Annotated in this window: 27 protein-coding genes; 17 read left to right on the top strand and 10 right to left on the bottom strand. The window is 72.5% G+C overall.

From position 1 onward, the window contains the following. The first annotated feature begins 25 nt into the window (after positions 1 to 25). Positions 26 to 1,135 (top strand): epoxide hydrolase family protein, encoded by a 1,110-nt coding sequence (locus QSK36_RS36605; RefSeq protein WP_285785556.1) that lies wholly within the window; start codon positions 26 to 28, stop codon positions 1,133 to 1,135. Between the two features lie 93 nt (positions 1,136 to 1,228). Next, positions 1,229 to 2,296, top strand: a complete 1,068-nt coding sequence (locus QSK36_RS36600) for a hypothetical protein (protein ID WP_285785555.1) — start codon at positions 1,229 to 1,231, stop codon at positions 2,294 to 2,296. A gap of 87 nt (positions 2,297 to 2,383) precedes the next feature. On the opposite strand, the gene QSK36_RS36595 is transcribed toward QSK36_RS36600, so the two are convergent. Together QSK36_RS36595 and QSK36_RS36590 are read right to left on the bottom strand one after the other, a co-directional pair. Continuing rightward, the gene (locus QSK36_RS36595) at positions 2,384 to 2,818 is read right to left on the bottom strand and encodes a CBS domain-containing protein (protein WP_183542981.1); all 435 of its coding nucleotides are present in this window, start codon (positions 2,816 to 2,818) and stop codon (positions 2,384 to 2,386) included. 63 nt (positions 2,819 to 2,881) lie between these two features. Further along, complete coding sequence (locus QSK36_RS36590) at positions 2,882 to 3,244, bottom strand: hypothetical protein (RefSeq protein WP_139578732.1); 363 nt, start codon at positions 3,242 to 3,244, stop codon at positions 2,882 to 2,884. 88 nt (positions 3,245 to 3,332) lie between these two features. On the opposite strand from QSK36_RS36590, the gene lhgD reads away from it, so the two are divergent. Genes lhgD through QSK36_RS36570 form a run of 4 tightly spaced genes read left to right on the top strand, consistent with a single transcriptional unit; the run spans position 3,333 to position 7,087 of the window. Further along, positions 3,333 to 4,517, top strand: coding sequence for an L-2-hydroxyglutarate dehydrogenase (gene lhgD, locus QSK36_RS36585; protein WP_183542979.1), 1,185 nt, complete (start codon positions 3,333 to 3,335; stop codon positions 4,515 to 4,517). An 18-nt stretch (positions 4,518 to 4,535) separates the two neighbouring features. Continuing rightward, the gene (locus QSK36_RS36580; protein ID WP_183542977.1) at positions 4,536 to 5,258 is read left to right on the top strand and encodes a response regulator transcription factor; all 723 of its coding nucleotides are present in this window, start codon (positions 4,536 to 4,538) and stop codon (positions 5,256 to 5,258) included. A 3-nt stretch (positions 5,259 to 5,261) separates the two neighbouring features. Beyond that, entirely contained in the window at positions 5,262 to 6,656 is a 1,395-nt protein-coding gene (locus QSK36_RS36575; RefSeq protein WP_285785554.1) for a sensor histidine kinase, read from the top strand. Positions 6,657 to 6,715: 59 nt separating this feature from the next. Further along, positions 6,716 to 7,087 carry a hypothetical protein gene (locus tag QSK36_RS36570; protein ID WP_285785553.1) on the top strand — a complete coding sequence of 124 codons (372 nt, stop codon included), beginning with the start codon at positions 6,716 to 6,718 and terminating at the stop codon, positions 7,085 to 7,087. Positions 7,088 to 7,199: 112 nt separating this feature from the next. Here QSK36_RS36570 and QSK36_RS36565 read toward each other — a convergent pair whose 3' ends face one another. Next, positions 7,200 to 7,430 carry a hypothetical protein gene (locus tag QSK36_RS36565; RefSeq protein ID WP_285785552.1) on the bottom strand — a complete coding sequence of 77 codons (231 nt, stop codon included), beginning with the start codon at positions 7,428 to 7,430 and terminating at the stop codon, positions 7,200 to 7,202. Between the two features lie 49 nt (positions 7,431 to 7,479). On the opposite strand from QSK36_RS36565, the gene QSK36_RS36560 reads away from it, so the two are divergent. Continuing rightward, the gene (locus QSK36_RS36560) at positions 7,480 to 7,614 is read left to right on the top strand and encodes a hypothetical protein (protein WP_285785551.1); all 135 of its coding nucleotides are present in this window, start codon (positions 7,480 to 7,482) and stop codon (positions 7,612 to 7,614) included. Between the two features lie 91 nt (positions 7,615 to 7,705). Here QSK36_RS36560 and QSK36_RS36555 read toward each other — a convergent pair whose 3' ends face one another. Beyond that, a complete protein-coding gene (locus tag QSK36_RS36555; protein ID WP_285785550.1) occupies positions 7,706 to 9,520 on the bottom strand; it encodes an efflux RND transporter periplasmic adaptor subunit in 1,815 nt (604 codons plus the stop codon). 145 nt (positions 9,521 to 9,665) lie between these two features. Here QSK36_RS36555 and QSK36_RS36550 point away from each other — a divergent pair, with 145 nt between their 5' ends. From QSK36_RS36550 to QSK36_RS36505, 10 genes are all read left to right on the top strand, one after another. Beyond that, complete coding sequence (locus QSK36_RS36550) at positions 9,666 to 10,823, top strand: efflux RND transporter periplasmic adaptor subunit (RefSeq protein ID WP_285785549.1); 1,158 nt, start codon at positions 9,666 to 9,668, stop codon at positions 10,821 to 10,823. Beyond that, complete coding sequence (locus QSK36_RS36545) at positions 10,820 to 11,590, top strand: ABC transporter ATP-binding protein (protein ID WP_285785548.1); 771 nt, start codon at positions 10,820 to 10,822, stop codon at positions 11,588 to 11,590. Before QSK36_RS36550 ends, QSK36_RS36545 begins: the two co-directional genes overlap by 4 nt. Next, positions 11,587 to 12,873 carry an ABC transporter permease gene (locus tag QSK36_RS36540; protein ID WP_285785547.1) on the top strand — a complete coding sequence of 429 codons (1,287 nt, stop codon included), beginning with the start codon at positions 11,587 to 11,589 and terminating at the stop codon, positions 12,871 to 12,873. Before QSK36_RS36545 ends, QSK36_RS36540 begins: the two co-directional genes overlap by 4 nt. 43 nt (positions 12,874 to 12,916) lie before the next feature. Next, positions 12,917 to 13,531, top strand: coding sequence for a hypothetical protein (locus QSK36_RS36535; RefSeq protein ID WP_285785546.1), 615 nt, complete (start codon positions 12,917 to 12,919; stop codon positions 13,529 to 13,531). Then, a complete protein-coding gene (locus QSK36_RS36530) occupies positions 13,531 to 14,217 on the top strand; it encodes a response regulator transcription factor (protein ID WP_502883414.1) in 687 nt (228 codons plus the stop codon). Before QSK36_RS36535 ends, QSK36_RS36530 begins: the two co-directional genes overlap by 1 nt. Further along, a complete protein-coding gene (locus tag QSK36_RS36525; protein ID WP_285785545.1) occupies positions 14,192 to 15,808 on the top strand; it encodes a sensor histidine kinase in 1,617 nt (538 codons plus the stop codon). Before QSK36_RS36530 ends, QSK36_RS36525 begins: the two co-directional genes overlap by 26 nt. Before the next feature lie 6 nt (positions 15,809 to 15,814). Beyond that, the gene (locus QSK36_RS36520; protein ID WP_285785544.1) at positions 15,815 to 16,333 is read left to right on the top strand and encodes a hypothetical protein; all 519 of its coding nucleotides are present in this window, start codon (positions 15,815 to 15,817) and stop codon (positions 16,331 to 16,333) included. A 50-nt stretch (positions 16,334 to 16,383) separates the two neighbouring features. Continuing rightward, positions 16,384 to 18,111 carry a GTPase family protein gene (locus QSK36_RS36515; RefSeq protein WP_183542962.1) on the top strand — a complete coding sequence of 576 codons (1,728 nt, stop codon included), beginning with the start codon at positions 16,384 to 16,386 and terminating at the stop codon, positions 18,109 to 18,111. Then, complete coding sequence (locus QSK36_RS36510) at positions 18,108 to 19,694, top strand: YfjP family GTPase (RefSeq protein WP_183542960.1); 1,587 nt, start codon at positions 18,108 to 18,110, stop codon at positions 19,692 to 19,694. The genes QSK36_RS36515 and QSK36_RS36510 overlap by 4 nt, the downstream gene beginning before the upstream one ends. 62 nt (positions 19,695 to 19,756) lie before the next feature. Continuing rightward, positions 19,757 to 21,136 carry an FAD-dependent monooxygenase gene (locus QSK36_RS36505; protein ID WP_285785543.1) on the top strand — a complete coding sequence of 460 codons (1,380 nt, stop codon included), beginning with the start codon at positions 19,757 to 19,759 and terminating at the stop codon, positions 21,134 to 21,136. A gap of 7 nt (positions 21,137 to 21,143) precedes the next feature. Here the strand turns inward: QSK36_RS36505 and QSK36_RS36500 are convergent, their stop codons facing one another. The 6 genes from QSK36_RS36500 to QSK36_RS36475 all read right to left on the bottom strand — a co-directional run bounded on the left by QSK36_RS36500 (position 21,144) and on the right by QSK36_RS36475 (position 26,758). After that, positions 21,144 to 22,238 carry an SPFH domain-containing protein gene (locus tag QSK36_RS36500; protein ID WP_285785542.1) on the bottom strand — a complete coding sequence of 365 codons (1,095 nt, stop codon included), beginning with the start codon at positions 22,236 to 22,238 and terminating at the stop codon, positions 21,144 to 21,146. A 3-nt stretch (positions 22,239 to 22,241) separates the two neighbouring features. Beyond that, positions 22,242 to 22,673 (bottom strand): NfeD family protein, encoded by a 432-nt coding sequence (locus tag QSK36_RS36495; RefSeq protein ID WP_183542950.1) that lies wholly within the window; start codon positions 22,671 to 22,673, stop codon positions 22,242 to 22,244. A gap of 132 nt (positions 22,674 to 22,805) precedes the next feature. After that, positions 22,806 to 23,237, bottom strand: a complete 432-nt coding sequence (locus tag QSK36_RS36490) for a VOC family protein (RefSeq protein ID WP_285785541.1) — start codon at positions 23,235 to 23,237, stop codon at positions 22,806 to 22,808. 46 nt (positions 23,238 to 23,283) lie between these two features. Next, positions 23,284 to 24,465 (bottom strand): L,D-transpeptidase, encoded by a 1,182-nt coding sequence (locus QSK36_RS36485; protein ID WP_285785540.1) that lies wholly within the window; start codon positions 24,463 to 24,465, stop codon positions 23,284 to 23,286. 38 nt (positions 24,466 to 24,503) lie between these two features. Beyond that, the gene (gene fahA, locus QSK36_RS36480; RefSeq protein ID WP_285785586.1) at positions 24,504 to 25,595 is read right to left on the bottom strand and encodes a fumarylacetoacetase; all 1,092 of its coding nucleotides are present in this window, start codon (positions 25,593 to 25,595) and stop codon (positions 24,504 to 24,506) included. After that, on the bottom strand, positions 25,592 to 26,758 hold the full coding sequence (locus QSK36_RS36475; protein WP_285785539.1) for a homogentisate 1,2-dioxygenase: 1,167 nt from the start codon (positions 26,756 to 26,758) through the stop codon (positions 25,592 to 25,594). The genes fahA and QSK36_RS36475 overlap by 4 nt, the downstream gene beginning before the upstream one ends. Positions 26,759 to 26,811: the final 53 nt, after the last annotated feature.

Genomic DNA, 26,811 nt, shown 5'->3' with positions numbered 1-26,811 from the left:
CTGAAGGGTCCGTAATGTCGGTGCCATGAGCGAGAACACGCAGATCAGGCCTTTCCGTGTCGACGTCCCGCAGGCCGACCTCGACGACCTGAAGGACCGGCTCGGCCGGACCCGCTGGCCCGACGAGATCCCGGACGCCGGGTGGGAGTACGGCATGCCTGTCGCGTACGTGAAGCGGCTGGCCGACTACTGGCGGGACGGGTACGACTGGCGTGCCCACGAGGCCGAGATCAACCGGTATCCGCAGTTCGTCACCGAGATCGACGGGCAGGACATCCACTTCCTGCACGTGCGGTCGCCGCACGAGGACGCCCTTCCGCTGATCCTCACCCACGGCTGGCCGGGCTCGATCGTGGAGTATCTCAAGGTCATCGAACCGCTGACGAACCCCGAGGACCCGGCGCAGGCGTTCCACCTGGTGATCCCGTCGCTGCCCGGCTTCGGCTTCTCCGGCCCGACGAGGGAGCGGGGCTGGAACCGGTTCCGTACGGCCCGGGCGTGGGCGGAGCTCATGCGCAGGCTCGGCTACGACCGGTACGGCGCGGTGGGCAACGACGGCGGCTCGTTCGTCTCGCCCGAGGTGGGCCGGGTGGACCCCGAGCACGTCGTCGGCGTCCACGTCACGCAGATCTACTCCTTCCCGTCGGGCGACCCGGCGGAGATGGCGAACCTCACCGACGAGGAGCGGAAGGGACTGGAGGTGCTGCAATGGTTCTACGAGAACAAGATGTCGTTCAACATGGTCCACTCGCAGCAGCCGCAGACGTTGTCGTACGGGATCTTCGACTCGCCGGCCGGGCTGCTGGGCTGGAACGCCCAGTTGTTCGGTGAGGACGTCGACGACGACTTCATCCTGACCAACACGATGCTCTACTGGGCGACCGGCACCGCCACGTCGGCCACGCGGTTCTACTACGAGGACGCCCACGCCGAGCATCCCAAGGAGCCGACGACGGTCCCGCTCGGCCTGGCGATGTTCGAGGGCGACTTCGTGTCGATGCGCACCTTCGCCGAGCGCGACCACAAGAACATCGTCCACTGGCGGTCCTATGACGCGGGCGGCCACTACGCCGCCCACCTGCGGCCGGACGTGCTCGCCGCCGACCTGCGCGACTTCTACGCGGCCCTGCGGTGACAGGCCGCCCGCAGACCCGCTCCTGACGGATTCCGGGACGACCAGGGCATGTCGCCCGCCGCACGCGGGGCGGGCATCGGGAATGATGACCGCATGGGGAGCGCAACGGGGCGAACGCGGACGAGCAGGATTCCGCGGGCCGTCCTGGCGCTCCTCGCGGTCGCGGGCGCGGCGCTTCCGGCGACTGCGACGGCGACTGCGACTGCGGCGGCGGCAACGGCGCGGGCGGACGACGGGGAGCGGCTGCTGTTCCGGATCCGGGACGAGCGCGTCAGCGAGTCGAGCGGCCTCGCCGTCTCGCCCACCCACAAGGGCATCGTCTACACGCACAACGACAGCGGCCACGGACCGCAGATCTACGCGATCGGCCCGGACGGCCGCACGCGGGCGACCTTCACGATCGGCAACGCCGAGGCCAGGGACTGGGAGGGCATCGCGGCCTCAACCGACCGCGCGACCGGACGCGGCGTGCTGTGGGTCGCCGACATCGGGGACAACATGGACGGCGCCTGGCCGGACGTGTCCGTCTACAAGGTCGTCGAGCCCAGGACGATGGAGGACGCGACGCTGCGGGCCGTGCGGTATCGCTTCCGCTACGCCGACGGCCCCCGCAACGCCGAGGGGGTGATGGTCGATCCCCGCACGGGCCGGCTGTACATCGTGAGCAAGGAGTTCTCCGGCGGCGTCTACGCCGCCCCCGCGAAGCTGCGCACCGACAAGGTGAACGTCCTGCGCCGGGTGGGGTCCGCGCCCCTCATGGCCACCGACGCGGCGTACGCCCCCGACGGGTCGAGCTTCGTCGTCCGCACGTACTTCTCGGCGTCCGTCTACCGCTCGCCGGGCAAACTGATCGCGCACGTCGCGATGCCGCCGCTCAACCAGGCCGAGTCGATCGCGTACACGCGGGACGGCACGGCCCTGCTCACCGGGAGCGAGGGGAAGGACAGCCCGGTCTACCGGGTGCCGCTGCCCGCCGCCGCCCGGCCTGCTCCTTCGCCCAGTCCGGCGCGGACCTCCGCCCGGCCGAGGGCGGTCAAGGCGACGAGCGGGGCGACCGCAGGCGGCGAGGTGTTCGGCGTGCCGATGCCGCTGTTATGGGTGACGGTCGCTCTCGGGGCGATCGGGATCATCGCGTTCATCGCCTACCGCGCGGGTCGTTGAAGGTTCTCCGGCGCCTCGGGGGGGCGGGCAGATGGAGGGCCGGGCCGCCGTTCCCGGCGACACCCGGCCCGGAGATCGCCGCGAGAGTCAGCCCCGCGCGTAGACGCGGTGGACGAACTCCGCGAGCTTGCTGTCGGGCAGTTCCTTGGCCAGGTCGGCCTCGGTGATCATCCCGACGATCCGGTGGTTGTCGATCACCGGCATGCGCTTGATCTGGTGCTCCTCCATCTTCGCCAGGGCTTCCTCGACGTTGGCCTTGGCGTCCACCCAGACCAGCCCGCGGGCCAGTTCGCTCGCCGTGGTCTGGTCGAGGTCCTTGCCTTCGGCCACGCACTTGATCACGATGTCGCGATCGGTGATGATGCCCTTGAGCCGGTCGTCGTCCCCGCAGATGGGAAGGGCGCCGACGTTCATGTCCCGCATCATCTCCGCGGCCCTGCGCAGGCTCTCGTGCTCGCCGACGCATTCCGCGCCCTCGTGCATGACCTGGCCGGCGGTCTTGTTCACTCCCTCTGTGGTCATGGCTAACCCCCGATTCCCCCTTTCAGGCTGTTGTGCCCCATTTGTCCGGAAATAAGAGCGTGGTCACAGGCGAGGTAGGAAGTGCTCGCCGCGTAGGGCTCGTTCCACGAGCGCGACCGACTCGGCCAGCCGTACGAGCCGGGGGCCCTCCTGCCGGTAGGCGTCCAGGACCGCCTCGATCGCGTGCGGGGGCAGGTGCTCCTTCAGGTCCACCGCCGCTCCCCGGTATCCCTCCCTGGCCGCCTGGATCGACGCCGCCACCTGCTGGCGGGCCATCCGGGCGAGCGCGAGCGGGTGACGGCGCAGCACGCCGTACGCACGGTAGTCCGGGGGCACCGCGTCGAGCAGCCACGACACGGCCGAGACCTCCCAGTCGGGGCTGCCAGGAGGGCGCACCTCCGGTGGCCAGCCGGGTGGCACGTACACGCCGCCATCGTACCGAACACAGGTTCGATCACCGTGGAGCGGCTCCGGCTGCGACAATGTCCGGCATGCTGTCGACAACCGCACGGACATGAGGATCGGGATCGTCGGCGCCGGGATCCTCGGTCTGGCCGTGGCCCGGCAGATGGCGCGGGCGGGCGCCGAGGTGACCGTGCTGGAGAAGGAGCCCCGGATCGCCGCCCACCAGACCGGGCACAACAGCGGGGTCGTGCACGCCGGGATCTACTACCAGCCCGGCTCGCTCAAGGCGACCCTCTGCCGGGAGGGCGCCGCCATGCTGCGCGAGTACTGCGCCGAGCACGGCCTGCCGTACGACGAGGCGGGCAAGCTCGTCGTGGCCTCCACTCGGGCCGAACTGCCCGGGCTGCGCCGCATCGCCGAGCGGGCCAGGGAGAACGGCGTGCCCGGCATCGCCGAGCTCGACGCGATCGGCCTGCGGGAGGTGGAACCGCACGCGGTCGGGGTCGCCGCCGTCCACTCGCCGCACACCGCGATCACCGACTTCTCCGCGGTCGCGCGCCGCCTCGCCGCCGACGTGGCCGAGGCCGGCGGGTCCGTACGGCTCTCGCGTCCCGTACGCGCGATCAGGCAGACCACCGACGGCGTGGCGGTGGCGGCCGGGCCGGAGAGGCTCACCTTCGACCGGCTGATCTCCTGCGCCGGCCTCGGCACCGACGGCGTGGCGGACCTGGCGAGAGCGGGCGGCGACGTGCGGATCGTCCCGTTCCGTGGTGAGTACTACCGGCTCGCCGGTCCGGCACGCGGCCTGGTGAAGGGGCTCATCTATCCCGTGCCCGACCCCCGCTACCCCTTCCTCGGCGTCCACCTGACCCGCAGGATCGACGGAGAGGTCCTGGTCGGGCCCAACGCCGTGCCTGCGCTCGCCCTGGAGGGCTACTCCTGGCGGTCGGCGTCGCTGCGCGACCTGCGGCGCATCGTCGCCTGGCCGGGCGCCCGGCGCATGGCGGCCGAGCACTGGCGCACCGGCCTGCGCGAGGTGTACGGCTCGCTGGTCAAGCGGGCCTTCGTGGCCGCCGCCCGGAGGTACGTGCCCGAGCTGGGCTCGGCCGACCTCGTACGCGCCGGAGGCGGCGTGCGGGCCCAGGCCGTGGCGCGGGACGGCAGGCTGCTCGACGACTTCGTCATCGACGTGCGCGGGCGGATCGTGCTGGTGCGAAACGCGCCCTCGCCTGCGGCGACGAGCAGCCTGGCGATCGCGCGGCACATCGCTTTAACGGTTCCCTTAACTTTCTAGGTCTAGAGTGCTCCCGCCATGGTCGCTGAATCTCCCGAAGCCCGGCTGCTGATCGTCGAGGACGAGCCGAACATCCTCGAACTGCTCGCGGCCAGCCTCCGGTATGCCGGATTCGAGGTCCACACCGCGTCCAACGGCGGCGAGGCGGTCGCCGCGGCTCAGCGGCACCGGCCGGACCTGATCGTGCTCGACGTCATGCTGCCCGACATGGACGGGTTCGACATCGTGCGTCGGCTGCGCGGCGGCGGAACCCACACCCCTGTGGTCTTCCTCACCGCGCGGGACGCCACCGAGGACAAGATCCGGGGCCTGACGCTCGGCGGCGACGACTACGTGACCAAGCCCTTCAGCCTCGAGGAGGTCATCGCCCGGATCCGGGCCGTGCTGCGCCGCACCGCCGGAGACCCGATGGTCACCCCGCCGCGGCTGACCTTCGCCGACATCGAACTGGACGAGGAGTCCCACGAGGTCTGGCGCGGCGGCCGGGCCGTGCCCCTGTCGCCGACGGAGTTCAAGCTGCTGCGTTACTTCATGTGCAACGCCGGCCGGGTGCTGTCCAAGGCCCAGATCCTCGACCATGTGTGGGACTACGACTTCCGCGGTGACGCCGGGATCGTCGAGTCGTACGTGTCGGTGCTGCGCCGCAAGCTCGACACCGCCCAATCCCGGCGCCACCCCCGGCTCATCCACACGCTGCGCGGCGTCGGCTACGTCATGCGGACACCACCAAGCGGCGCCTGAGCCGTGTCGGGGCGCACGCCGCTGCGGATCCGGCTCAGCGCGGCCATGCTCGCGCTGGTGGCGGTCGCCCTCGCGGTCATCGGCGTGGGCAGCGTCTCGGTGCTGAGCGACTACCTGGTCAGCCGGGTCGACCGAAAGGTCGCCTTGCTGGCGCACGAGGCCGAAAGACGGCTCGACCGGGGTCCGGCGGCGTTCGCACGGCTCAGGCTGCCGCCCGAGGGCCGGGTGGAGATCCGCGACGCCGCCGGCAGGACGCTGCTCGCGCAGGCGGGCATGGGTGCGGAGACTCTGCCGGGCCCCGGCGCCGTGACCTCCAGGAACCCCACAACGGTGTCGGCCGTGTCGGGTGACGGCCAGTGGCGGGCCCAGGTGGTGCCCGTGGAGGGCTTCGGCACGGTCGTCGTCGCGGTGGACATGGCCTCGGTCGGGCAGATCACCGGCCGGCTCGCCCTCATCGAGGCGCTGGTCGGCGGTGCCCTGATGGTCCTGCTCGCCGTCGTCGGCGTCGTGATCGTACGGCGCAGCCTGCGGCCCCTGGCGGAGATCGAGGCGACCGCCGAGGCCATCGCCCGGGGGAACCTCGGCAGCCGGATCCCCGACCGCGACCCGCGCACCGAGGTCGGGCGGCTCGCCCGCGCGCTCAACGGCATGCTCGCCCAGATCGAGACCGCGTTCCAGGCCCGGGCGGCCTCCGAGTCCGCGGCCAGGGAGTCGGAGGCGCGCATGCGCCGCTTCGTGGCCGACGCGTCGCACGAACTGCGTACGCCGCTCACCTCGATCAGGGGCTTCGCCGAGTTCCACCGGCAGGTGCCGGACGCCGACACCACGCGGCTGATGTCGCGCATCGAGAGCGAGGCCGCCCGCATGGGCCTGCTCGTGGACGACCTCCTGCTGCTCGCCCGGCTCGACCAGCAGCGCCCGCTGCGCACGCAGCCCGTGGATCTGCTGGCTCTGGCGGCCGACGCGGTTCACGACGCGAGGACCCTCTGCCCCGGCCGCGAGGTGTCGCTGGTGGTCGAGGGGGACGCTGCGCTGATCGTCTCGGGGGACGAGGTGCGGCTGAGGCAGGTCGTGGGCAACCTGATGAGCAACGCCACGACCCACACGCCCGAGGGAACGCCGATCACCGTACGCGTCGGCAGCCTGGACGGCACGGCGTTCATCGAGGTGGCCGACAAGGGGCCCGGCCTCACACCCGAGCAGGCCGGCCGGGTCTTCGAGCGCTTCTACCGCGCCGACCCCTCCCGTACGCGGCCGTCCGGCGGCAGCGGCCTCGGGCTCGCGATCGTGGAGTCCCTCGTACGGGCCCACGGCGGTGAGGTCGGCGTGGAGACGGCCCCCGGCGCCGGCGCCGCCTTCCGCGTCACGCTCCCCCTCGCCCCCGAAGCCCGCACCTGATCGCTGATGCCGTTGACTCACGCGTCCCCAAGGGCGGAGGTTGAGGGCGGGAGGTGTTCGTGGCGATTCCCAGGAAGGGCTCACGGCTCATCACGGTCGACGGCGTCGCCTACCGATGGCGGATCCGCCGCAAGCCCACGTATGACCAGGGGAACGGTTGGTCGCCGTTGACCTTCGCGGTCCAGCCGGCAGAAGGGCCGGGCCGGGTGCTTCTGGTGTCGCTTCCCTTCGTCCGCCCGGACGCCTGGTTGGGGGAGCGAACGATGGCCGTACGGCCGGCGCTCGTGGCGGCGGTCGTACGCATGGCACTCGGCCGCGGCTGGGGCCCCTGGCAGGCGGGCCCTGCCGTCGGCCTCGACGTCACCGAGGACGATCTCACAGAGATGCTGGGCGGACCGCCCGCCTACGAAGTTCCCTTCGCCCGCTGGTGACCTGCTCAAGGAAGATCGACATCAGTTCGCCGCTCTCGATCGAAGTCAGGAAGGGCGACCCCTGTCGTCGGCGTCGAGCGCCGCGACCGGGGCCCCGCATCGAGAAGGATCGTCACATCGCGCGATTCAACCCCTTGCGGAGCACCTCTTCATGGCGTTCCGCCAGATCGCCGACTCCCGACTTCAGCGCGCCGGTGAACGACAACCGTCGTCGTCGGCCCGCTTGCTCCGTGTCTGACCTGTCCGGATTCTCGTTGGTCTCGACCAATCGAGGTACGACCGCGCGCAGATCGCGGACCTGGTCGGTCCACAGCCGCTCCTCAAAATCGCGATCAGTGGTCATTCAGGCACTGTACGTTCTCACCGTCCACGAAGCACGTATGAGGGGTGGTATGGGCGAGCAGGAGAGCTGGCGGGAGCTCCGAGATCGCCGGATGGGCGAGCCCGGCGCGGTCGAAGCCTACGAGGCCGCACGTCTCGCCTATGAACTGGAAGAGACGAAGGAGACGGACCCGCGCGCCGGGTGACATGGCGGCCGTAACAGGCCCCGCCGACCGGGCGGTGTCCGGACGGCGGGGGAGCACGAGCCTGCTGGACGGCGTGTGGTCTGTCGGCGGGTCAGCGGGCGGCGGGGAAGCCTTCGTCGGGGAAGGCGGTGGAGGCGGCGGGCAGGACGACCTGGTCGCCTTCGGCAAGGCCGCCTGTGATCTCCACGTAGCTGTCGCCGCGTACGCCGACCTTGACCGTACGGCGCGACTCCGTCCCGCCGTCGGCCAGGGTGACCACGGCCGTGCCGTCACCCTGGGCGCGTACGGCCTGCGAGGGGACGTAGAGCGCGTCGGCCGCCTCGCCGGTCGTCACCCGTATGGTGGCGCTCTGGCCCAGCAACAGCCGGGCGGGGCGGCTGTTCATGACGATCGTCACGCCGTAACGGACCAGGCGGTTGCTGGTGGTCGCGGTCGGGTCGATGTGGGCGACCGTTCCGGGGTACTCCTGCCCCGGTTGCGTGGGCAGCGTCACGGTGGCCGCCTGACCGACCTTGAGGAAGCGGATGTCCGACTCGGTGAACATCGCCTGCACCTGCAGGTCGTCGAGGTCGCCGAGGGTGATGAAGGTCCCCGAGGCGTAGCGGGAGCCGGTGGTCCCCGCGACGGACAGGATCGTGCCGTCCGCCGGAGCCTTGATCCTCACGCCGGCGAGCGCCTCCTTGGCCTCGGCCAGTTCGGTCGTCGCCTGGCTGACCTGCGCCTCGGCCTGTGCCTCGGTGAGCCGGGCACCGCCCCCCTGGCCGCCCTGGCCGCCCTGTCCTGCCTGGCCGCCGCCGAAGCCCGCACGTCCCTGCGCGCCGCCCTGCCCTTGCCCGCTCTGTCCTTGCCCGCTCTGTCCCTGCGAGTTCCGTCCCTGCGAGCCCTGTCCCTGGCCGTCCTGTCCGGGTGCGCAGGCGGAGGAGGAACCGCCGGGTGAGGGGCTCGGCTTGACGGACGGCTGCGGCGACGGCGCCGTGGGCAGGATCGAGACGCTCACCTCCGGGTTCGGCGCGGTCGCGCCGTCCGTGGGGGCCGGGTGGTGCGGCCTGGACGGTTTCGGGTGCGGATGCGGGCGTGGCGTGACCGTGGGCGCCGGACCGGGCTCGGGCTTGGAGCCTCCGTGGTCACCACCCCGGTACGCCACGAGGCTGATGCTCGCCGCGCTCGCGCCCTTGTTCGCCCCGGCGGCGGCGGGCCGGCTCGAAGGCCGGGCGGTCACGGAAGGCCGTGACGAGGGCTGCGATGAGGGGCGCGTGGACTCCTGCCCGGAAGGCCGAGGGGAGGGGGCCGGACACGAGACCGGGCCACCGCTGCCGGTGCCGGTGCCGCCCGCGTTCCCCGCTCCGGCTCCGCCACCGGTGCCACCCGCGTTTCCCGACCCCGCTCCAGCGCCCGTTCCGCCGCCGGGGGTCCTGGACCCGCCCGCGCCTCCCGAGCCGGTCGCGCCGGTGGACGCCCCAGCTCCGGAGCCGCCGGTGGACGCCCCGGCCCCGGAACCACCCGCACTCGGCGCGGCGGCTCCGCTCGTGGTGGCGGTGCCGTTCTCGACGTCGTCGAGGGTCTCCTGGGCGGCGGCGAGGGCGGCCTTGGCGGCCTCGTAGTTCTCCCTGGCGATGGTGTCGTCGATCCGGGCGAGGACCTTGCCGCGGCGGACCTTCTGGCCCACCCTGACGTAGACCTTCTCGACCGTGCCCTCAGCTCCGAACGCGAGATCGCGCACGCCGGTGTCGATCGTGTTGCCGGCGGCCGAGACGTACGACGCGACCGTGCCCCGCTTGACCGAGGCGAGCGTTATCCGGTCGGCCACGGAGGTGTCGCCGCCAGTGGCGGAGACCACGGCGACGCTCGCGATGACGATCCCCGCCAGCGCGAGCCCTCCGACGCTGAGTGGAGTGCTCGATCTCATGGCGGACATCCTGCTGACGCCACGTGACCGGTGGCTTGGCCGTACCTGAGAGTTGTCTGTGGATGCGCGTCCTGATGCGGACTGTCAGCAAATCCTCAGCATCGGCCTAGGTTGCCCGAAGCGGGGTTTGCCATGGTTCGACGTCGTGAAGCTGTCGACGAAGCGCAGGACGCTGATCATCAACGGTGTCCTGGTGGTACTGCTGCTCGGCGGGATCGCGGCGGCCTGGGCGTCTGTGGGAGGCGACTCCTCCGGAGACGGCACCGCGCCGCTGACGACCCGGGTGACCCGCGGGACCGTGCTCGCCTCGGTATCGGCCTCCGGTTCCGTCGAGAGCGCCAGGACGCGCGCCCTCGATTTCGCTGCGAACGGCACCGTCGAGTCCGTCCTGGTCGAGAGCGGCGACAAGGTCAAGAAGGGACAGGTGCTCGCGCGCATCGACGACACGGCCGCCCGGGAGAGCCTGGAGGCGGCCCAGGCGAGCCTGGACGCCGCCGAGGAGGCCGACACCTCGACCGCCTCGGGCTACTCGCAGTACATAAGTGCGAGGAACGCCTACCGGTCGGCCAAGCGGGCGCTGGCCGGCACGGTGATCAAGGCGCCCTTCGCCGGGGTCGTCACGGCGGTCAACGGCGCCGTGGGCGGCTCCTCGGGCGCGTCCGGCGGATCCGGCGGTTCCGGCGGGTCCTCCCAGGGCGGCCAGGCGCAGTCGCAGAGCGGGTCCGCGGGGTCGAGCGGCACCGGCGGGTCCAGCGGCTTCATCGAGATCGCGGACCCCGCCCACCTGCGGATCGTGGGGAACTTCACCGAGGCCGACGTCAGCAGGATCAAGGTCGGCCAGGCGGCGACCGTGTCCTTCGACGCACTCACCGGGGTCACCGCCGCCGGCAAGGTGACGGTGGTCGACCCGCAGCCGCAGACGAACAACAACGTCGTCCAGTACGCCGTGACGATCTCGCTGACGGACGTGCCGTCCACCGTACGGCTCGGCCAGACGGCCACGGTCCAGGTGACCGTGGGCAAGGCCGACGACGTGCTCACGGTGGCGTCCTCGGCGGTCACCACGGCGGGCGGCCAGACCACGGTGACGGTGCTGGAGAACGGCGGGCAGGTCGTGAAGCGGGTGGAGGTCGGCCTGAAGGGCGACACCACCACCGAGATCAAGTCGGGACTCCAGGAGGGCGACCAGGTGGTGCGGCCCCAGGTATCGACGACCGGCGGAGGCGGCGGCATCCAGTTCCCCGGCGGCGGAGGCGGGTTCGGCCGCGGCTTCGGCGGCGGTGGCGGCGGAGGCAACCGATGAGGGCCGGCCCGCCGCCGGTGCTCGGCCCCCCTGCGATCGACCCTCCTGTGCTCGATCTCGGCCACGTCACCAAGGTGTACGGCGAGGGCGAGACCACGGTGCGCGCGCTGCGCGGCGTGTCGCTCAGGGTGGAGCGCGGCGACTACGTGGCGATCATGGGCGCCTCCGGCTCCGGCAAGTCCACCCTGATGAACATCATCGGCTGCCTCGACGTCCCGTCCGGGGGGACCTACCGCCTCGACGGCACCGACGTCGGCGGGCTCGACGAACGGCGGCTCGCGGTCGTCCGCAACCGCAAGCTCGGCTTCGTCTTCCAGTCCTTCAACCTCATCCCCAGGATGAGCGCGCTCGCCAACGTCGAGCTTCCCCTGGCGTACGGCGGGGTCAAGGCCGCGGAGCGGCGCCGCAGGGCGCTGGCCGCGCTCGACCGGGTCGGGCTCGCCGACCGCGTCCACCACCAGCCCAACGAGCTGTCCGGCGGCCAGCAGCAGCGGGTGGCGGTGGCCCGCGCGCTCGTCACCGCGCCGACCCTGCTGCTGGCCGACGAGCCCACGGGCGCTCTCGACAGCAAGTCCAGCGAGGACGTCATGAACATCTTCGACCGCCTCAGCGCGAGCGGCCGGACCCTGGTCGTCATCACGCACGAGGAGGAGGTCGCCGCGCACGCCAAACGGGTCGTCCGCCTCATGGACGGCCAGATCGTGGAGGACGTGCGCACCACGCCGGTCGGCGGGCTGCCCCCGCGGCTCGCGGAGGTGGCCTCGTGAACGCCGCGGAGGTCCTGCGTTTCGCCCTGCGCGGCCTGGCCGCCAACAAGATGCGCAGCGCGCTCACCATGCTCGGCATCCTGATCGGCGTCGCCGCGGTGATCCTGCTGGTCGCGATCGGCGAGGGATCCTCCCAGCAGATCCAGCAGAACATCCAGCGGCTCGGCGCCAACTCGCTGACCGTCACGCCGTCCACCTCGGGCGGCGGGGGCGGCCCCGGCGGCGGCTTCGCCCGTGGTTTCGGCGGTGGGGGAGGCGGTGGCCAGGCCGGGCGGCAGAACAGCGGGCCGCGCACCCAGGCCAAGGACCTGACCGTCGACGACGCGCGGGCGCTGGCCGACCCGGCCAGCGCCCCCTCGGTCAAGAGCGTCTCGCCGGTCGTGACGGCCCAGTCCCAGACCGCGACGTACGAAGGGGCGAGTCACTCGATCAGCCAGCTCGTGGGCACCTACCCGAGCTACTTCGAGGCGTCCAACAAGCCGGTGGTCAAGGGCGCCTACTTCTACAACGACGACGTGCTCGCCGCGCGCAAGGTCGTGGTGATCGGGCAGACTGTGGCCGAGAACCTGTTCGGCACGGTCGATCCCCTCGGCAAGCAGATCACCGTGTCGGGCGTGCCGTTCACCGTCGTGGGGGTGCTCAAGGAGGCCGGCTCGTCCGGGTTCCAGGACGCCGACGACGTGGCGATCGCCCCGCTGCCCGCCGTGCAGCAGAGCCTGACCGGTTTCGGGCCGCTGGGGCAGATCCTCGTCCAGGCCAAGAGCGCCGAGGCGGTGGACGCCGCGCAGACCGAGGTCACCGAGGTGCTCAACCAGCGGCACGGCATCACCGACTCGGCGAGCGCCGACTATCGCATCCTCAACCAGGCGACCCTGCAGGAGACGGTCAGCGCGGCGACCGGGACGTTCACGGTCCTGCTCGGCGCGGTGGCCGCGATCAGCCTGCTCGTCGGCGGCATCGGCATCACCAACATCATGCTCGTCACGGTCACCGAGCGGACCAGGGAGATCGGCATCCGCAAGGCGATCGGCGCGCCCAAGGGCGCGATCCTCGGCCAGTTCCTCGCCGAGGCGACGATGCTCAGCCTCGTCGGCGGCCTGCTGGGCGTGCTGATCGCCGTGATCGGCGCCCAGTTCACGATCGCGGGCGTGCGGCCGGTGATCGTCCCCACGTCGATCGCGCTGGCGCTCGGCGTCTCGGTCGCGATCGGCCTGTTCTTCGGCAGCTACCCCGCCAACCGCGCCGCCGGGCTGCGGCCGATCGAAGCCCTCCGCTTCGAATGACGGCCGGACCCATCGAGGCGGACCCCATCGAAGGGAGATGGATGTGAGCAGGCACGACACCGAGGAGCTTCTGGAGACCTCGCCGTTCGACGACGACCTCCAGGAGGTGCTGGCGGCGCGTCCCGCTCGGGCGGGCGGGTCGAAGCTGACGCTCGCCCTGGCCGGAGGCGTCCTGCTCGTGGCCGGGCTGCTCCTCGGCATCCAGGTGCAGAAGCTCCTGGGCGGCTCCGCGCCGGGCCGGTTCCCGTCCCGCGCGGCGGGTGCCGGTGCGTACGCCGGTCAGGCCCCGGGGGGTGGCGGACCGGGTGGCGGGTACGCCCGAGGCGCGGGCGGGGGCGGCGGCTTCGCGGGCGCGGGCGGCGGTGCGGCAAGAGGAGGAGGAGCGGGCGCGGGGGCAGGAGCAGGGCCCGGCGGCATGACCTTCGGCACGGTCAAGCTGGTCGACGGCGACAAGATCTACGTCCAGACCGTGAACGGCGGCGTGGTCACGGTGACGACCTCGGGCGACACCAAGGTGCAGGTCACCCGGTCGGGGAAGGTCTCCGACCTCAAGCCGGGCAGCTTCGTCACCGTCGCCGGGACCGCCGACGCCCAGGGCCAGGTGGCGGCGACATCCGTCACCGAGGGCTCGGCCATGGGCCGGAGGGCGGGATCGTGATCAGGGAAGGCCGTCTGCTGGTCGTCGACGACGAGCCCGACATCAGGGAGTTGCTGTCGGCGAGCCTTCGGTATGCCGGGTTCGAGGTGATCACCGCGTCCTCCGGCCGCGAGGCGGTCCAGATCGCCGGCAAGATGCGTCCCGATCTGATCGTGCTCGACGTCATGCTGCCGGATCTGGACGGCTTCGCCGTCTCCAACCGGCTCCATGCCTCCGGGCGGCGGGTCCCTGTGCTGTTCCTCACCGCCAGGGACGCGAACGAGGACAAGATCGCCGGGCTCGGCCGGGGCGACGACTACGTCACCAAGCCGTTCAGCCTCGAGGAGGTGCTCGCGCGCATCCGGGCCGTGCTGCGGCGCACGCGCGGCGGCGACGCCGTCCCCGCCCGGCTGCACGTCGCCGACCTGGAGCTCGACGAGGACTCCCGCCAGGTCTGGCGGGACGGCGTCCCCGTACGGCTGTCGCCCACCGAGTTCAAGCTGCTGCACTACTTCATGGTCAACCAGGGCCGGGTGGTGTCGAAGGCGCAGATCCTCGACCACGTCTGGCACTACGACTTCGGCGGCGACCACAACGTGGTCGAGTCGTACGTCTCCTATCTCCGGCGCAAGATCGACACCGCGGAGCCGAAGCTGATCCACACGCTCCGCGGCGTGGGCTATGTCCTCCGTGCGCCGCGTCGGTGACCTGCTCCACGCCGGCGGGCCGGCCCGCGACGCCGGTGCGAAGGCCGGTGAGCCCACCCGCACCCGCCGGTGGCCCCGGCTGTCGCGCGCGCTCGGTGCGCTGCGCCTGCTGAGCATCCGCGAGCTGCGGCGGCGGGCCGCGAGGACCCCGCTCTGGCTGCGGCTCGTGGCGGGGACGCTGCTGCTCGTGGCGCTCGCGATCGCGCTGACCGGCGGCTTCGCCGTACAGCTCCTGCGGGGCTATTTGGTGGACCGGGTCGACGGGCAACTGACGGCCGTCGGCCGGCGCCCGGCGGAACCGCCGCCTCCGTTCCAGGCCTCGGGCAACGTGTCCCGGCCGCCGCGGCAGTTCGGCTCGTTCTACATCGTCCTGCTCGACCGGAACGGCGGCGTCGTCCGCACCGTCCAGGAGCCGCCGAACGCCGATCCGCTGCCCGCGTTGCCCAGGCCCAGGCAGGACCGCAGGCAGTGGCTGTTCACGGTCGAGGGCCCCTCGGGAGCGCTGTGGCGGGCGATCGCCGTACGCGAGGAGGACGGCACCCGCTTCCGCGTCGCGGCCATCAGCCTCGCCGACATCGACGGCACGGTCTCCCGGCTGGTGGTGATCGTCCTGGGGGTCGGCCTCGCGGTGCTCGTCGCGCTCGGGATCGCCTGCTACTGGCTCGTACGGCGCAGCCTGCGCCCGCTGGGGGAGATCGAACGGACGGCGGAGGCGATCGCGGCCGGAGACCTGTCGCGGCGCGTCCCGCTCCGGCACCGGCGCACGGAGATGGGCCGTCTCGGCCGGTCAATCAACGGCATGCTCACGCAGATCGAGACGGCGTTCCGGGAACGGGAGGCGTCGCAGGAGCGGATGCGCCGGTTCATGGCCGACGCCTCCCACGAGCTGCGCACCCCGCTCACCTCGATCCGCGGCTTCGCCGAGCTGTACCGCCAGCAGAGTTCGCAGGACCCCGTCCTGCTGCTGCGCCGCATCGAGGACCAGGCCGTGCGGATGGGCCTGCTGGTGGACGACCTGCTGCTGCTCGCCCGGCTGGACCAGCAGCGCCCCCTCGAACGCCGCCCGGTCGACGTGCTCAGCCTCGCGGCCGGGGCGGTGCTCGACGCGCAGACCCTCGCGCCCGACCGGGAGATCGACCTGCTGCGGCTGGACGACTCGGACGAGCCGGTGCGGGTGCTCGGCGACGAGGCGCGGCTGCGCCAGGTCGTCGGCAACCTCGTCAGCAACGCCCTGCGGCACACCCCCGCGGGCACCGCATTCCGCGTCGGCGTGGGGATCGTGTCCGGATCGCAGGCCCTGATCGAGGTGGCCGACGACGGGCCCGGCCTGGCCCCCGGCGACGCCGAGCGCGTCTTCGAGAGGTTCTACCGCGCCGATCCCTCGCGCAGCCGGTCGGACTCCGGCGGCACGGGGCTCGGACTGTCCATCGCCGCCGCCCTCGTCCAGGCCCACGGCGGCACCATCACGGCCGACAGCGAGCCCGGCCGCGGCGCGGTGTTCCGCGTCCGACTCCCCGCGTGCCCTCCTCGACAAGAGGCCCCTCGACAAGATGCTCCTCGACAAGAGGCTCCCGACGAAAGGTTAGGGTGATCCCCCTTGCGATACCTGTCCATCGCGGTCGCCGCGGCGGCCCTGGCGGTCACGGTGACCGGCTGCGGCGGCGGCGACGACACCGCCGCCACGACCACCACGCAGGCCGCCGCCGGCGGTGGTTCGAGCGCCGACACCCGGGCCGCGTTCACCGAATGCCTGCGCAAGAACGGCGTCACGCTGCCGACCGGGCGTCCGTCCGGGATGCCCGGCGGCAGGCCCACGGGTAGACCGACCGCCAGACCGAGTGGAGGCTTCGGCGGGTTCCGGTCGATGGACCCCGCCATGAGCAAGGCGTTCGAGGCGTGCCGCGCCCTGATGCCGCAAGGTGGCCGGGGCGGGTTCGGCGGCCGGCGCGGCGCCGATCCGCAGGCCATGCAGGCGTTCCGCACCTGCATGAAGGACAACGGCGCCGAGCTGCCCGCGGACGGGCGTGTGCGCGATCTCGCCACGACGGACCCCAAGGTGGCCAAGGCGTACGACAAGTGCAAGGTGTTGCTGCCCGCGCCCACTCCCACCGCCTGACAGACCGGGGCGGCGGATTCGGCGGCCTTCCACAGGGAAGGTCGGAAAGTATGGCGGGGAACGACAGGCTGCGGGCCGCCCTGGAGAGCCTGCGGCGTCACCTCGATCAGGACCTGTTCCCCCTGGAGATCGGGGACGCCGCGGCGGACCGGCGCGTCCTGAGGGAGCTGCTCGGGCAGCTCGACGACTACCTGCTGCCCCGCCTGTCGGCCATCGACGCGCCGCTGCTCGCCGTGGTCGGCGGTTCCACCGGGGCGGGCAAGTCCACCCTGGTCAACTCGCTGGCCGGCATGCTCGTGACCGAGCCCGGGGTGCTGCGGCCCACCACGCTCGCGCCGACTCTGGTGTGCAACCCCGTCGACGCCGCCTGGTTCACCTCCACGACGGTCCTGCCCGGGCTCGCGAGGGTGACGGGCGGGCCGGCCGGCGGGGGGCGCGGCGAGCCCGGCACCCTGCGGATCGCCCCCGTGGACGCCCTGCCCCCCGGGCTGGCGCTGCTCGACGCCCCCGACATCGACTCGGTCGTCACGGCCAACCGCGAGCTGGCCGCGCAGCTGCTCGCCGCGGCCGACCTGTGGCTGTTCGTCACGACCGCCGCGCGGTACGCCGACGAGGTGCCGTGGAGCTTCCTGCGCCTGGCCCGGGAGCGGAGCACGGCACTCGCGGTGATCCTCCAGCGGGTCCCGGCCGAGGCACGCGAACCCGTGGCCGCCGACCTGACCCGGCTCCTGCGGGAGAACGGCCTGGGCGGCACACCGCTGTTCGCCGTCCCCGAACTGGAACTGCCGTCGGAGCGCGCCCGGCTGCCCGGCCACGTCGTGCAGCCGATCGCGACCTGGCTCGCCGACCTGTCCGTGAACGCCAAGGCGCGGGCCCAGGTCGTACGGCGGACCCTGTCCGGCGCCCTGGACAGCCTCGGCACCCGGGTGCCCGACCTGGCCGACCGGGTGGAGCGCCAGCGGGCGGGGATCGCCGAGCTGCGCGACATCGCGGGCAGGGCGTACGACGTGGCGATGTCGGCGTTCGACGAGGGGATGCGCGACGGCAGGCTGCTGCGCGGCGAGGTGCTGGCCCGCTGGCAGGACTTCGTCGGCACCGGCGACCTCATGCGGGCCCTGGAGTCCCGCATCGGCTGGCTGCGCGACCGCCTCGCCGCCGCCTTCCGCGGCCGCCCGGCGCCCGACAGGGAGCTGCGGGTCGCGCTGGAGAGCGGGGTGGAGTCGCTGATCCGCGCCACCGCCGACGCCGCCGCGGAGCGGGCCGTCGAGGCGTGGCTGGCCCTGCCCGCCGGGCGCGACCTGCTGGAGAAGTCCGGCGTCGCCGTCTCCGGGCGGCTCGGCCGCGCGTCCGCCGATCTGCCCGCCCGGGCCGGCGTGGCCGTACGCGACTGGCAGGGTCACGTGCTCGACCTCGTCCGCTCCGAGGGCGCCGACCGGCGCACGCTCGCCCGGGCGGCGTCGTTCGGCGTGAACAGCCTCGGCGTGCTGATCATGCTGGCGGTGTTCTCCACGACCGGCGGGATCACCGGCATCGAGCTGGGCATCGCCGGCGGCACCGGCGTGCTCAGCCAGAAGCTGCTCGAAGCCGTCTTCGGCGACCAGGCCGTACGCACCCTGACCCAGGAGGCGCGTGAGGACCTGCGGCGGCGCGTCCGCGCGCTGCTCGACGAGGAACGCACCCGCTTCACCTCTCTGGTGGAGGGGCTGGGCCCGGCTCCGGAGACGGCGACCCGGCTGCGGGAGGCCGCCAAGGCCGTACAGGAGAGGGGCGTCCTTTGAAGCTCCCGCGCAGGAAGGCGGAGGTGTCGCTGGACGACCGCCTGGAGGCGCTCGCGGAGGCCGCCGACCTGGCGGAGGGCCGGCTCGGTCAGGAGGCCGTGGACCACTCCCGCGGTGTGGTCGCCCGGGCCGGCGCGCGGCGCGGCCTGTCGCTGGAGCACACCGCGGTCGCCCTCGCCGGGGCGACCGGGAGCGGCAAGTCGTCGCTGTTCAACGCCCTGTCCGGGACCGAGCTGGCGACCGTGGGGGTGACCCGGCCGACGACCGCCAAGGCGCAGGCGGCCCTGTGGGGCCCGGACGGCTCGGGAGCGCTGCTCGACTGGCTCGACGTCCCGTTGCGGCACAAGGTCGAGGGCGACGCGTCCGGGCTGATCCTGCTGGACCTGCCCGACCACGACTCCATCGAGCTGTCCCACCGCAGGGAGGTCGACCGCCTGGTCGCCGCTGTCGACCTGCTGGTCTGGGTGCTCGACCCGCAGAAGTACGCCGACGCGGCCGTGCACGAGCGCTACCTGGGCCCGCTCGCCCGGCACCGGGACGTCATGGTCGTCGTGCTCAACCAGGTGGACCGGCTGCCGGAGCGGTCCGTCAAGCGCTGCCTCGACGACCTGCGCGGCCTGCTCGCGGCCGACGGGCTCGAAGGGGTTCCGGTGCTCGGCGTCTCCGCCCGCACCGGCGAGGGCGTCCCCGAACTGCGGGCGCTGCTCGACCGTCAGGTCTCCCTCCGCCGCGCCTGGTCGTCCCGGCTCGCCGCCGACGTGGCCTCGGCCGCCTCCGCGCTCTGGGCGGACGCCCCGCCCGCGCCGGGACAGGCCGCGGTGCCGGAGGTCGCCGTGAACAGGACTCTGACGCGGGCGCTGGCACAGGCGGCGGGGGTGCCTGCCGCGGTCGAGGCGGTCGCGAAGTCGCACCGGCACCGCTCGATCGCCGCGACGGGCTGGCCGGTGACGCGCTGGCTGCGCAGGCTGCGGCCCGATCCGCTGCGCCGTCTCCACCTGGCCAAGGGCGCCCGTTCCTCGCTGCCCGCGGCCACCGTCGTGGAGGTCTCGGCCGTGGACACCGCCCTGCGCGACGTCGGTGCCGCCGCCTCGGCCTCGGTGCCCGAGCCGTGGGCGACGGCCGTACGGCACGCGGCGCGGTCGCGGTCGGAGGAGCTGAAGGACGCCCTGGACCGCACGGTCGCCGCGGCGACCTCGGGCCGCGTCTCCAGCGCCCCTCGGTGGTGGCGCGTGGCGGGAACCGCGCAGTGGCTGACCGTCGCCGCGATGGCCGCGGGCGCGATCTGGCTGCTCGTGCGCTTCGCGCTGGACTACCTCATGCTGCCCGGACTTCCCACCCCCACGGTCGGCCGGGCGCCGTGGCCGACCGTGCTCCTGCTGGGCGGCGCGCTGGCCGGGGTGCTGATCGCCGCACTGTGCCGGGTGTTCGCCTGGGCCGGAGGGCGGCGCAGGGCCCGCAGAGCCGCCAAGGCGTTGCGCGCCGGCATCGAACAGGTCGCCGGAGAGCTGATCATCGCCCCGACACGCGACGAGCTGTCGCGTTACACCCGTTTCGCCGACCGCGTGGCCGTCGCCGCGTCCTGACCCGGCATCGGGCGGCAGGCGCCTGACAGGGGTTTGGCAGAGCCGCCTGTCACGGTCGGGACATGCATGAGAACACGGACGTACTGATCGTCGGAGCCGGTCCGACCGGGCTCACCCTCGCCGTGGACCTGGCCCGCCGGGGCGTCGCCTTCCGCATCGTCGACGCGGCGCCCGAGCCCGCGGCCGGCTCCAAGGGCAAGGGCCTGCAACCGCGCACGCAGGAGGTCTTCGACGACCTCGGGGTAATCGGCCGGATCCTGGCGGCGGCGACGCGCTACCCGCCGTTGCGGGTCAGGATGGGCGCCGTGCCGATCTGGCAGGCCCGCATGCACAGGCCCGCCGCGGCCACGGACGCGGTGCCGTACCCGACGGTGCTGATGCACCCGCAGTGGCGCACCGAGGCGGCGCTGCGCGAGCGCCTGGCCGGGCTGGGCGGGAAGGTGGAGCAGAGCAGCGCGCTGACCGGCTTCGAGCAGGACACCGACGGGGTGACCGCCAGGCTCGGCACGGGAGAGAGCCTGCGGGCGCGTTACCTGGTCGCGGCGGACGGAGGCAGGAGCCCGGTGCGCAAGGCCCTCGGCATCGGCTTCACCGGCGAGACCCGCGAGGAGGAGCGGATGGCCCTCGGCGACGTACGGGTCGAGGGGCTCGATCGGGACCACATCCACGTCTGGGTGCGGCCGGGCAGGGGGATGGTGGCGCTCTACCCGATGGCCGGCACCGACACCTTCCAGATGCTCGCCTCGCTGAAGCCGGGGGTCACGCCGGAGCAGACGTTGTCCGGATATCAGCGGATCTTCGCCGAGAGGTCCATGCTGCGCCGGGTGCGCCTGACCGAGCTGCTGTGGTCCTCCCTCTATCGGGTGAACATCCGCCTCGCCGACCGCTACCGGTCCGGCCGGGTCTTCCTGGCCGGGGACGCCGTCCACGTGCACCCGCCGACGGGCGGGCAGGGGCTCAACACCGGCGTCCAGGACGCCTACAACCTGGGCTGGAAGCTCGCCCGGGTGCTCGCGGGGGCGCCGGAGGCGCTGCTGGACACCTACGAGGAGGAGCGCAGGCCCGTCGCCGCCCGGGTGCTCGGCCTCAGCACGGATCTCGCCGACAAGAAGTCCTACAAACGCGGACAGGAGACCTACCAGCTCTCGCTGAGCTACCGGGGCGGCTCGCTCGCCCGGCGCGGCGGCGACCGGGTGCCGGATGGCCCGCTCCCGCTGGCGGACGGGACGCGGGCCCGCATGTTCGACCTGCTGCGGGGCCCGCACTTCACCCTGCTGTCCCCCGGCCCCGCTCCGCGCGTCCCCGGCGGTCCCGAGGTGCGCGCGTACGCGCCGGCCGGGCCGTACGGCGGCGAGCGGCACACCCTCGTCCGGCCGGACGGATACGTGGGGATCTCCACGTCCTCGGCCGACGAGCTCGCCGCCTACCTGGCCATGGTCTGACGCCGGGCTACGGCCGCTCGTCCGGGCGCACGGCGTGGGCCGGGCCGGGGTTGGGGACGCCGTTCGCGCCGAGGCCGGGGCGGCCGGCCTCGATCTGGCGCGGTCCCAGCTCGCTGTCCTCGGCCGCCGCCTTGGCCTCGGCGGCGGCGCGCTCGGCCTCCGCGACGGCCTCGCTGCCCGCCGTCCTCCGCTCGTGCTCCCTGCCGTCCGTCACGGTGGCCCGGCTCGCGGGCAGCGACTCGGTGAACGCCTTCGACAGCGTGTTGAGCGCCGAGGTGACCTCGCTCGGGATCACCCACATCGTGTTGCCCTGGCCCTGGGCGAGCTGGGGCAGCACCTGGAGGTACTGGTAGGCGAGCAGCTTGGGGTCGGGGTCGTTGCGGTGCACGGCCTGGAACACCTCGTCGATCGCCTGCGACTGCCCCTGGGCCTTGAGGATCTGCGAGGTGCGCTCGCCCTCGGCGCGCAGGATCGCGCTCTGCTTCTCACCCTCGGCCGTGAGGATCTGCGACTGCCGCTGGCCCTCGGCCGTGAGGATCGCCGCGCGCTTGTCCCGCTCGGCGCGCATCTGCTTCTCCATCGCGTCCTTGATGGTCTTCGGCGGGTCGATCGCCTTGATCTCGACCCGGTTGACCCGGATGCCCCACTTGCCGGTGGCCTCGTCCAGCACGCCGCGCAGCTGACTGTTGATCATGTCACGCGAGGTGAGCGTCTTCTCCAGGTCCATGCCGCCGACCACGTTGCGCAGCGTCGTCACCGTGAGCTGCTCGACGCCCTGGATGAAGTTGGCGATCTCGTACTCCGCCGCCCGGGGATCGGTGACCTGGAAATACAGCACCGTGTCGATGTCCACGACGAGGTTGTCCTCGGTGATGACCGGCTGCGGCTTGAACGACACCACCTGCTCGCGCAGGTCCAGCAGCGGGCGGACCCGGTCGATGAAGGGGATGACGAAGTTCAGGCCGGGGCCCAGTGTGCGGTAGTACCTGCCCAGGCGCTCGACGTTGCCGGCTCTGGCCTGGGGCACGATCCGGACCGCCCGCAGCACCGTCAGGATCGCGACGAACGCGATGACGATTCCGGCGATCACTGCTGCGTCCATTGCTCACTCCCGGGGGTACACGAGGGCGGTGGCGCCCTCGATCTCTATGACGTCGACCGTGGCACCCGGCGGGATCACGAGCGTCTCGTCGTAGGCACGGGCCGACCACTCCTCGCCGCCGATCCGCACCCGGCCGTCCCTGCCGGTGACCTCCCTGGTCACGTACGCGGACTTGCCGACGAGCGCGGACACCCCGAAGCGCCTCGGTGGCGGCTGCTTGATGTGCCGGAGCGCGATCGGGCGCACTCCGGCGAGGCCGGCGGTGGAGGCGATGACGAACACGGCGAGCTGGATCGCGGGCGGCAGCCCGACGGCCGCGACGACGGTCGTGAGCAGGGCCGCGACCGACAGCAGGCCCAATGCCGCGGTCAGCGTGAAGATCTCCGCGGCACCCAGCACCGCCGCCAGGATGAGCCATACGATCCAGGGGTCCATTGCCCGCCTCCATAGCAATGAACGAACACCGCTCGGTTCGGGTTCCTCCTCCTCAAACCTAACGCGTACGGTCGCGGTCTCCCAGAGAGCCCGGTATCACGCCGGGTTTCACACAGGGTTTCATGCAGGGTTTCATGCGGGGGACGCGGTGACGCGGAACTCGTTGCCCTCCGGGTCGGCCATCAGGATGTGGTCGTCGAACGCCTCCAGGATCGTGCCGCCGGCGCGCACGAGCCGGGCGGCCTCCGCCCTGATCCGCTCCCACCGGTCGGCGGCCGTGCCGTCCCCCGGCACGCGGACGTCGATGTGGAGCCGGTTTTCCGCCGTCTTCCGCTCGGGGACCCTGAGGATGGAGAGCCGGGGGCCGACCCCCTCGGGGTCGCAGAGGCAGGCGCCGTCGTCCTCGGTGCCGCCGGCCGGCAGGTCGAACCGCGCGAACGACTCCTCACTGGTCGCGTACCGGGCTGCCGGGATCTCGTCGACGTAGCCGAGCGCCGTCTTCCAGAACTCGGCGAGGAGCCGCGCGTTGTCGCAGTAAAGGGTCAAATCGATTGCTACTGCCATGACTCGACCGTAATGCAGGACGCTGACTTGGACGCGGCCACCTCTGTCAAGAGACGGCGGAAGGGGTCTCGGCCGCGTCGTGCCGGAGGGCGCTGCCGGCGAGCCATCGGGGCCAGGAGAGCTGCCAGTAGCCCCAGCCGTTGTTCCACTCCAGGTGGCGTGTGGTGCCCGTGACGACGACGGGATCGCCGCGCAGCGCGTGGTCGTAGAACCACCGCGCCTGGTCGGGGCGGACGTTCACGCAGCCGTGGCTGACGTTGGCCCGGCCCTGCGCCCACACGTTGTCCAGTGCGTGGACGTACTCGCCGCTGTTGGAGATCCGCACGGCGTAGTCGATGAGCTTGTCGTAGTAGCCGGGGTCGCCCTTGCGGCGGCCCGGCGAGACCATGCGGACGGGGTTGCCCTTGTCCATCGTCAGGTGGATCCCGCTCGTGGTCGTGTACTCCCTGGTGGTCGCCATGCCGGCGCTGATCGGCAGGCGCTGGGCCACCCTGCCGTCCTGCCGCACCACCATCTGATGGGTGCGGGTGTCGACCGTGCTGACCATGGCCCGCCCCACGGTGAAGGCCACGCTCCGGTCGGCGGAGCCGTACGTGCCGGGGGCGGCGCGGACGCCGGCGAGATGGGCGGTGACGCGCACTTCGCCGCCGGCCGGCCACCACTTCCGGGGCCGGTAGACGACCTGGGTGGAGCTCGCCCAGTGCCAGGCGCCCTCGGCCGGGCCCCGGACCACCAGCGCCCGCTCGACGGCCGCGCGCTCCTCGACCGGTCTGGTGAACGTCACGATGATCGGCATGCCGATCCCGACGGTCTCCCCGTCGTACGGGACGATCGAGGCGACGGCGACCTCACGGCGCGGGGTGAGCGTGCGGAACCGGCCCGCGACCTGGGCGGTGACATTCTGGGGTCCGGTCGCGACGGCGTTGACGACATACTGCGTGCCGGGGCGCAGCGTCCGCGACGACCGCCACACGGTGCGGGCCGGGTCGAAGGCGCCGGGCACCGGGTCGCGCCCCGCGAACGCCAGCACGCTGGTCAGCGTGCCGCCCTCCGCCCTGACGACCAGCCCGGCATCCGGCGGGACCGCCACGGCGCCGGAGGCCGGGCTGATCGTGATGCGCGGCGCGGGCGGCACGCGTACGGCGCAGCCCGCGACAAGCGCGGGACAGGCCACGAGCAGCGCCGCGAGCAGGGCGCGGGCGGCGGGAGGCAGGGTGCGTGGCTTCACGGGCACCCAAGATAGCGAGGGGTGACGACAGGAACACGCTAAGTCGCCGGAAGGATCCTCCCCGAGACCTCGCCGAGGCTGATCCCGTGCGAGGTCCACGCCGTGATCGTGACGGTGTCGCCGTCCTCCAGGAAGGTCCGGGTCTCGCCGGGCAGTTTGACCGGCTCGGCGCCGTTCCAGGTCAGCTCGATGAGCGAGCCCGGCTGCCCGGGGGACGAGACCGTGCCGCTCGCGAACAGATCGCCCGTGCGGAGGCGGGCGCCGTTGACGGTCATGTGGGCGAGCATCTGGTCGGGCGTCCAGTACATGTCGCGGAACGACGGCGTCGAGATCGTCTCGCCGTTCAGGTCGACGTGCAGCGTGAGGTCGAGCCCCCAGGGCGCCTGCCTGGCGAGGTACGGCAGGGGCTCCGGATCCTGCGACCGGCCCTCGACCCTGGCCTCCTCCAGGGCGTCGAGCGGCGTGATCCACGCGGACATCGAGGTGGCGAACGACTTGCCCAGGAACGGCCCGAGCGGGACGTACTCCCATGCCTGGATGTCGCGGGCGCTCCAGTCGTTGACGAGCGTCACCCCGAAGACGTGGTCCTCGAACGCGCCCGCGCGCTCGCCCAGCCGCGTCGGCACCCCGACGACGAAGCCGACCTCCGCCTCGATGTCGAGCTTCTGTGAGGGGCCGAACGACGGCCGCTGCCCGCACGGCCGCCTGATCGGCGTCCCCGAGACGACGACGGTGCCCGCCCGCCCGTGGTAGCCGACGGGCAGGTGCCGCCAGTTCTGCTTCAGCGGCTCGTCGTCCGGCCGGAACATCCGCCCGAGGTTCGACGCGTGCTCGAGCGAGGCGTAGAAGTCCACGTAGTCGGCCACCTCGACCGGCAGGTGCAGGGTCACCTCCGCCAGCGGGATCAGGTGGTCGCCCGTGGCCGCCGCCTCGCGTGCCCGCGCCCGCGTCTCCTGCCAGGCCGCACGGCCCAGGGCCAGCAGCGGGTTGAGGCTGGGCGCGGAGTAGACGTCCCCGCCGAGGGCGGCCGCCAGGTCGAGGACCTGGTCCCCGACCCGGACGCCGACCCTGCGGGGCTCGCCGGGCCGGGAGAACACGCCGTACGGCAGGTTGTCGAGCCCGAAGCTCATCTCGCCCACGTCCACGCGTAGTCGGTGTCCTCGCAGGCGAGGGCGGCCTGGCCGAGGTCGAGCGGGCGGAACGTGTCGATCATGACGGCCATCTCGGTCGTCTCGGTGTGCCCCTGGCGCACGGCCTCGACGGCGGCCTCCACCGCGCCCGGCTGCGGGCCGTGCGTGAAGCCGGCCGGGTGCAGCGAGATCGAGCCGACGTCGATGCCCGACCCCTTCCTGGCCGTGTAGTCGCCGCCCACGTAGAACATGAACTCGTCGGAGTCCACGTTGTGGTGGTTGTACGGGATCGGCACGGCCTCCGGGTGGAAGTCCAGCGGCCGGGGGCAGAACGAGCAGACGACGAAGCCCGGCCCCTCGAAGGTCTGGTGGACCGGCGGCGGCGCGTGGGTGCGCTTCACGATCGGCTCGAAGTCCTGGATGTTGAACGCGTACGGGTAGAGGCAGCCGTCCCAGCCCACCACGTCGAAGGGATGGTGGGCGTAGGTCAGCCTGGTCAGCCCGCCCCGCGTCCTGACCAGGACCGGGACCTCCTCGCCGTCCACGAGCAGCGGCTCGGCCGGCGCGCGGAGGTCGCGCTCGCAGTACGGCGCGTGCTCCAGGAACTGGCCGAACTGGGACAGATAGCGCTTCGGCGGCCTGATGTGCCCGGCCGCCTCGATCACCAGCGCGGTCACCGGGCCCTCGGGCACCCACCGGTGGATCGTCCCGGTCGGGATGACGACGTAGTCGCCCTCGGCCACGTCGAGCGTGCCGTACGCCGACTCGAACCGGGCCCTGCCGCGCGCGATGTAGACGCACTCGTCGCCCATCGAGTCGCGGTACAGCTCGCTGGGCGTCCGCGTCGCGGCGTACGAGATGCGGACGTCGGAGTTGCCCGCGAGCAGCATCCGCCCGGAGATCAGGTCGCCGTCGGGCGTCAGGTCCTGGGTACGGAAATGGCGTGGGGACAGCGGCAGGTTGGGCGTGAGGCCGGGCGCGCCCCCGTCCACGGCCTCGGCCTTGACGATGGCGGTCGGCGCGTGACGGTGGTAGAGCAGCGAGGAGTCGGAGGAGAAGCCCTCCTCTCCCATGAGCTCCTCCTTGTACAGCCCGCCGTCGGGCGCGCGGAACTGCACGTGGCGCTTGCGTGGCACCTCACCGACCACGCGGTAGTACGGCATGACGCCTCCTCTGCTCGTCCTTTGGATTTCTTGTCCGTTAATCGGACGTCAGT

The organism is Microbispora sp. NBRC 16548, from assembly GCF_030268985.1.
GTDB lineage: Bacteria > Actinomycetota > Actinomycetes > Streptosporangiales > Streptosporangiaceae > Microbispora > Microbispora catharanthi.
The sequence above is the reverse complement of the archived record's forward strand: the minus strand, read 5'-3'. Positions and strand labels throughout refer to the sequence as shown.

Excerpts from the sequence above, each read along its gene's own strand:
- QSK36_RS36605 (WP_285785556.1), top strand. The coding sequence starts at position 26 with ATGAGCGAGAACACGCAGATCAGGCCTTTCCGTGTCGACGTCCCGCAG.
- QSK36_RS36600 (WP_285785555.1), top strand. The coding sequence starts at position 1,229 with ATGGGGAGCGCAACGGGGCGAACGCGGACGAGCAGGATTCCGCGGGCC.
- QSK36_RS36595 (WP_183542981.1), bottom strand. The coding sequence starts at position 2,818 with ATGACCACAGAGGGAGTGAACAAGACCGCCGGCCAGGTCATGCACGAG.
- lhgD (WP_183542979.1), top strand. The coding sequence starts at position 3,333 with ATGAGGATCGGGATCGTCGGCGCCGGGATCCTCGGTCTGGCCGTGGCC.
- QSK36_RS36580 (WP_183542977.1), top strand. The coding sequence starts at position 4,536 with ATGGTCGCTGAATCTCCCGAAGCCCGGCTGCTGATCGTCGAGGACGAG.
- QSK36_RS36565 (WP_285785552.1), bottom strand. The coding sequence starts at position 7,430 with ATGACCACTGATCGCGATTTTGAGGAGCGGCTGTGGACCGACCAGGTC.
- QSK36_RS36560 (WP_285785551.1), top strand. The coding sequence starts at position 7,480 with ATGGGCGAGCAGGAGAGCTGGCGGGAGCTCCGAGATCGCCGGATGGGC.
- QSK36_RS36555 (WP_285785550.1), bottom strand. The coding sequence starts at position 9,520 with ATGAGATCGAGCACTCCACTCAGCGTCGGAGGGCTCGCGCTGGCGGGG.
- QSK36_RS36545 (WP_285785548.1), top strand. The coding sequence starts at position 10,820 with ATGAGGGCCGGCCCGCCGCCGGTGCTCGGCCCCCCTGCGATCGACCCT.
- QSK36_RS36525 (WP_285785545.1), top strand. The coding sequence starts at position 14,192 with ATGTCCTCCGTGCGCCGCGTCGGTGACCTGCTCCACGCCGGCGGGCCG.
- QSK36_RS36515 (WP_183542962.1), top strand. The coding sequence starts at position 16,384 with ATGGCGGGGAACGACAGGCTGCGGGCCGCCCTGGAGAGCCTGCGGCGT.
- QSK36_RS36505 (WP_285785543.1), top strand. The coding sequence starts at position 19,757 with ATGCATGAGAACACGGACGTACTGATCGTCGGAGCCGGTCCGACCGGG.
- QSK36_RS36500 (WP_285785542.1), bottom strand. The coding sequence starts at position 22,238 with ATGGACGCAGCAGTGATCGCCGGAATCGTCATCGCGTTCGTCGCGATC.
- QSK36_RS36495 (WP_183542950.1), bottom strand. The coding sequence starts at position 22,673 with ATGGACCCCTGGATCGTATGGCTCATCCTGGCGGCGGTGCTGGGTGCC.
- QSK36_RS36490 (WP_285785541.1), bottom strand. The coding sequence starts at position 23,237 with ATGGCAGTAGCAATCGATTTGACCCTTTACTGCGACAACGCGCGGCTC.
- fahA (WP_285785586.1), bottom strand. The coding sequence starts at position 25,595 with ATGAGCTTCGGGCTCGACAACCTGCCGTACGGCGTGTTCTCCCGGCCC.
- QSK36_RS36475 (WP_285785539.1), bottom strand. The coding sequence starts at position 26,758 with ATGCCGTACTACCGCGTGGTCGGTGAGGTGCCACGCAAGCGCCACGTG.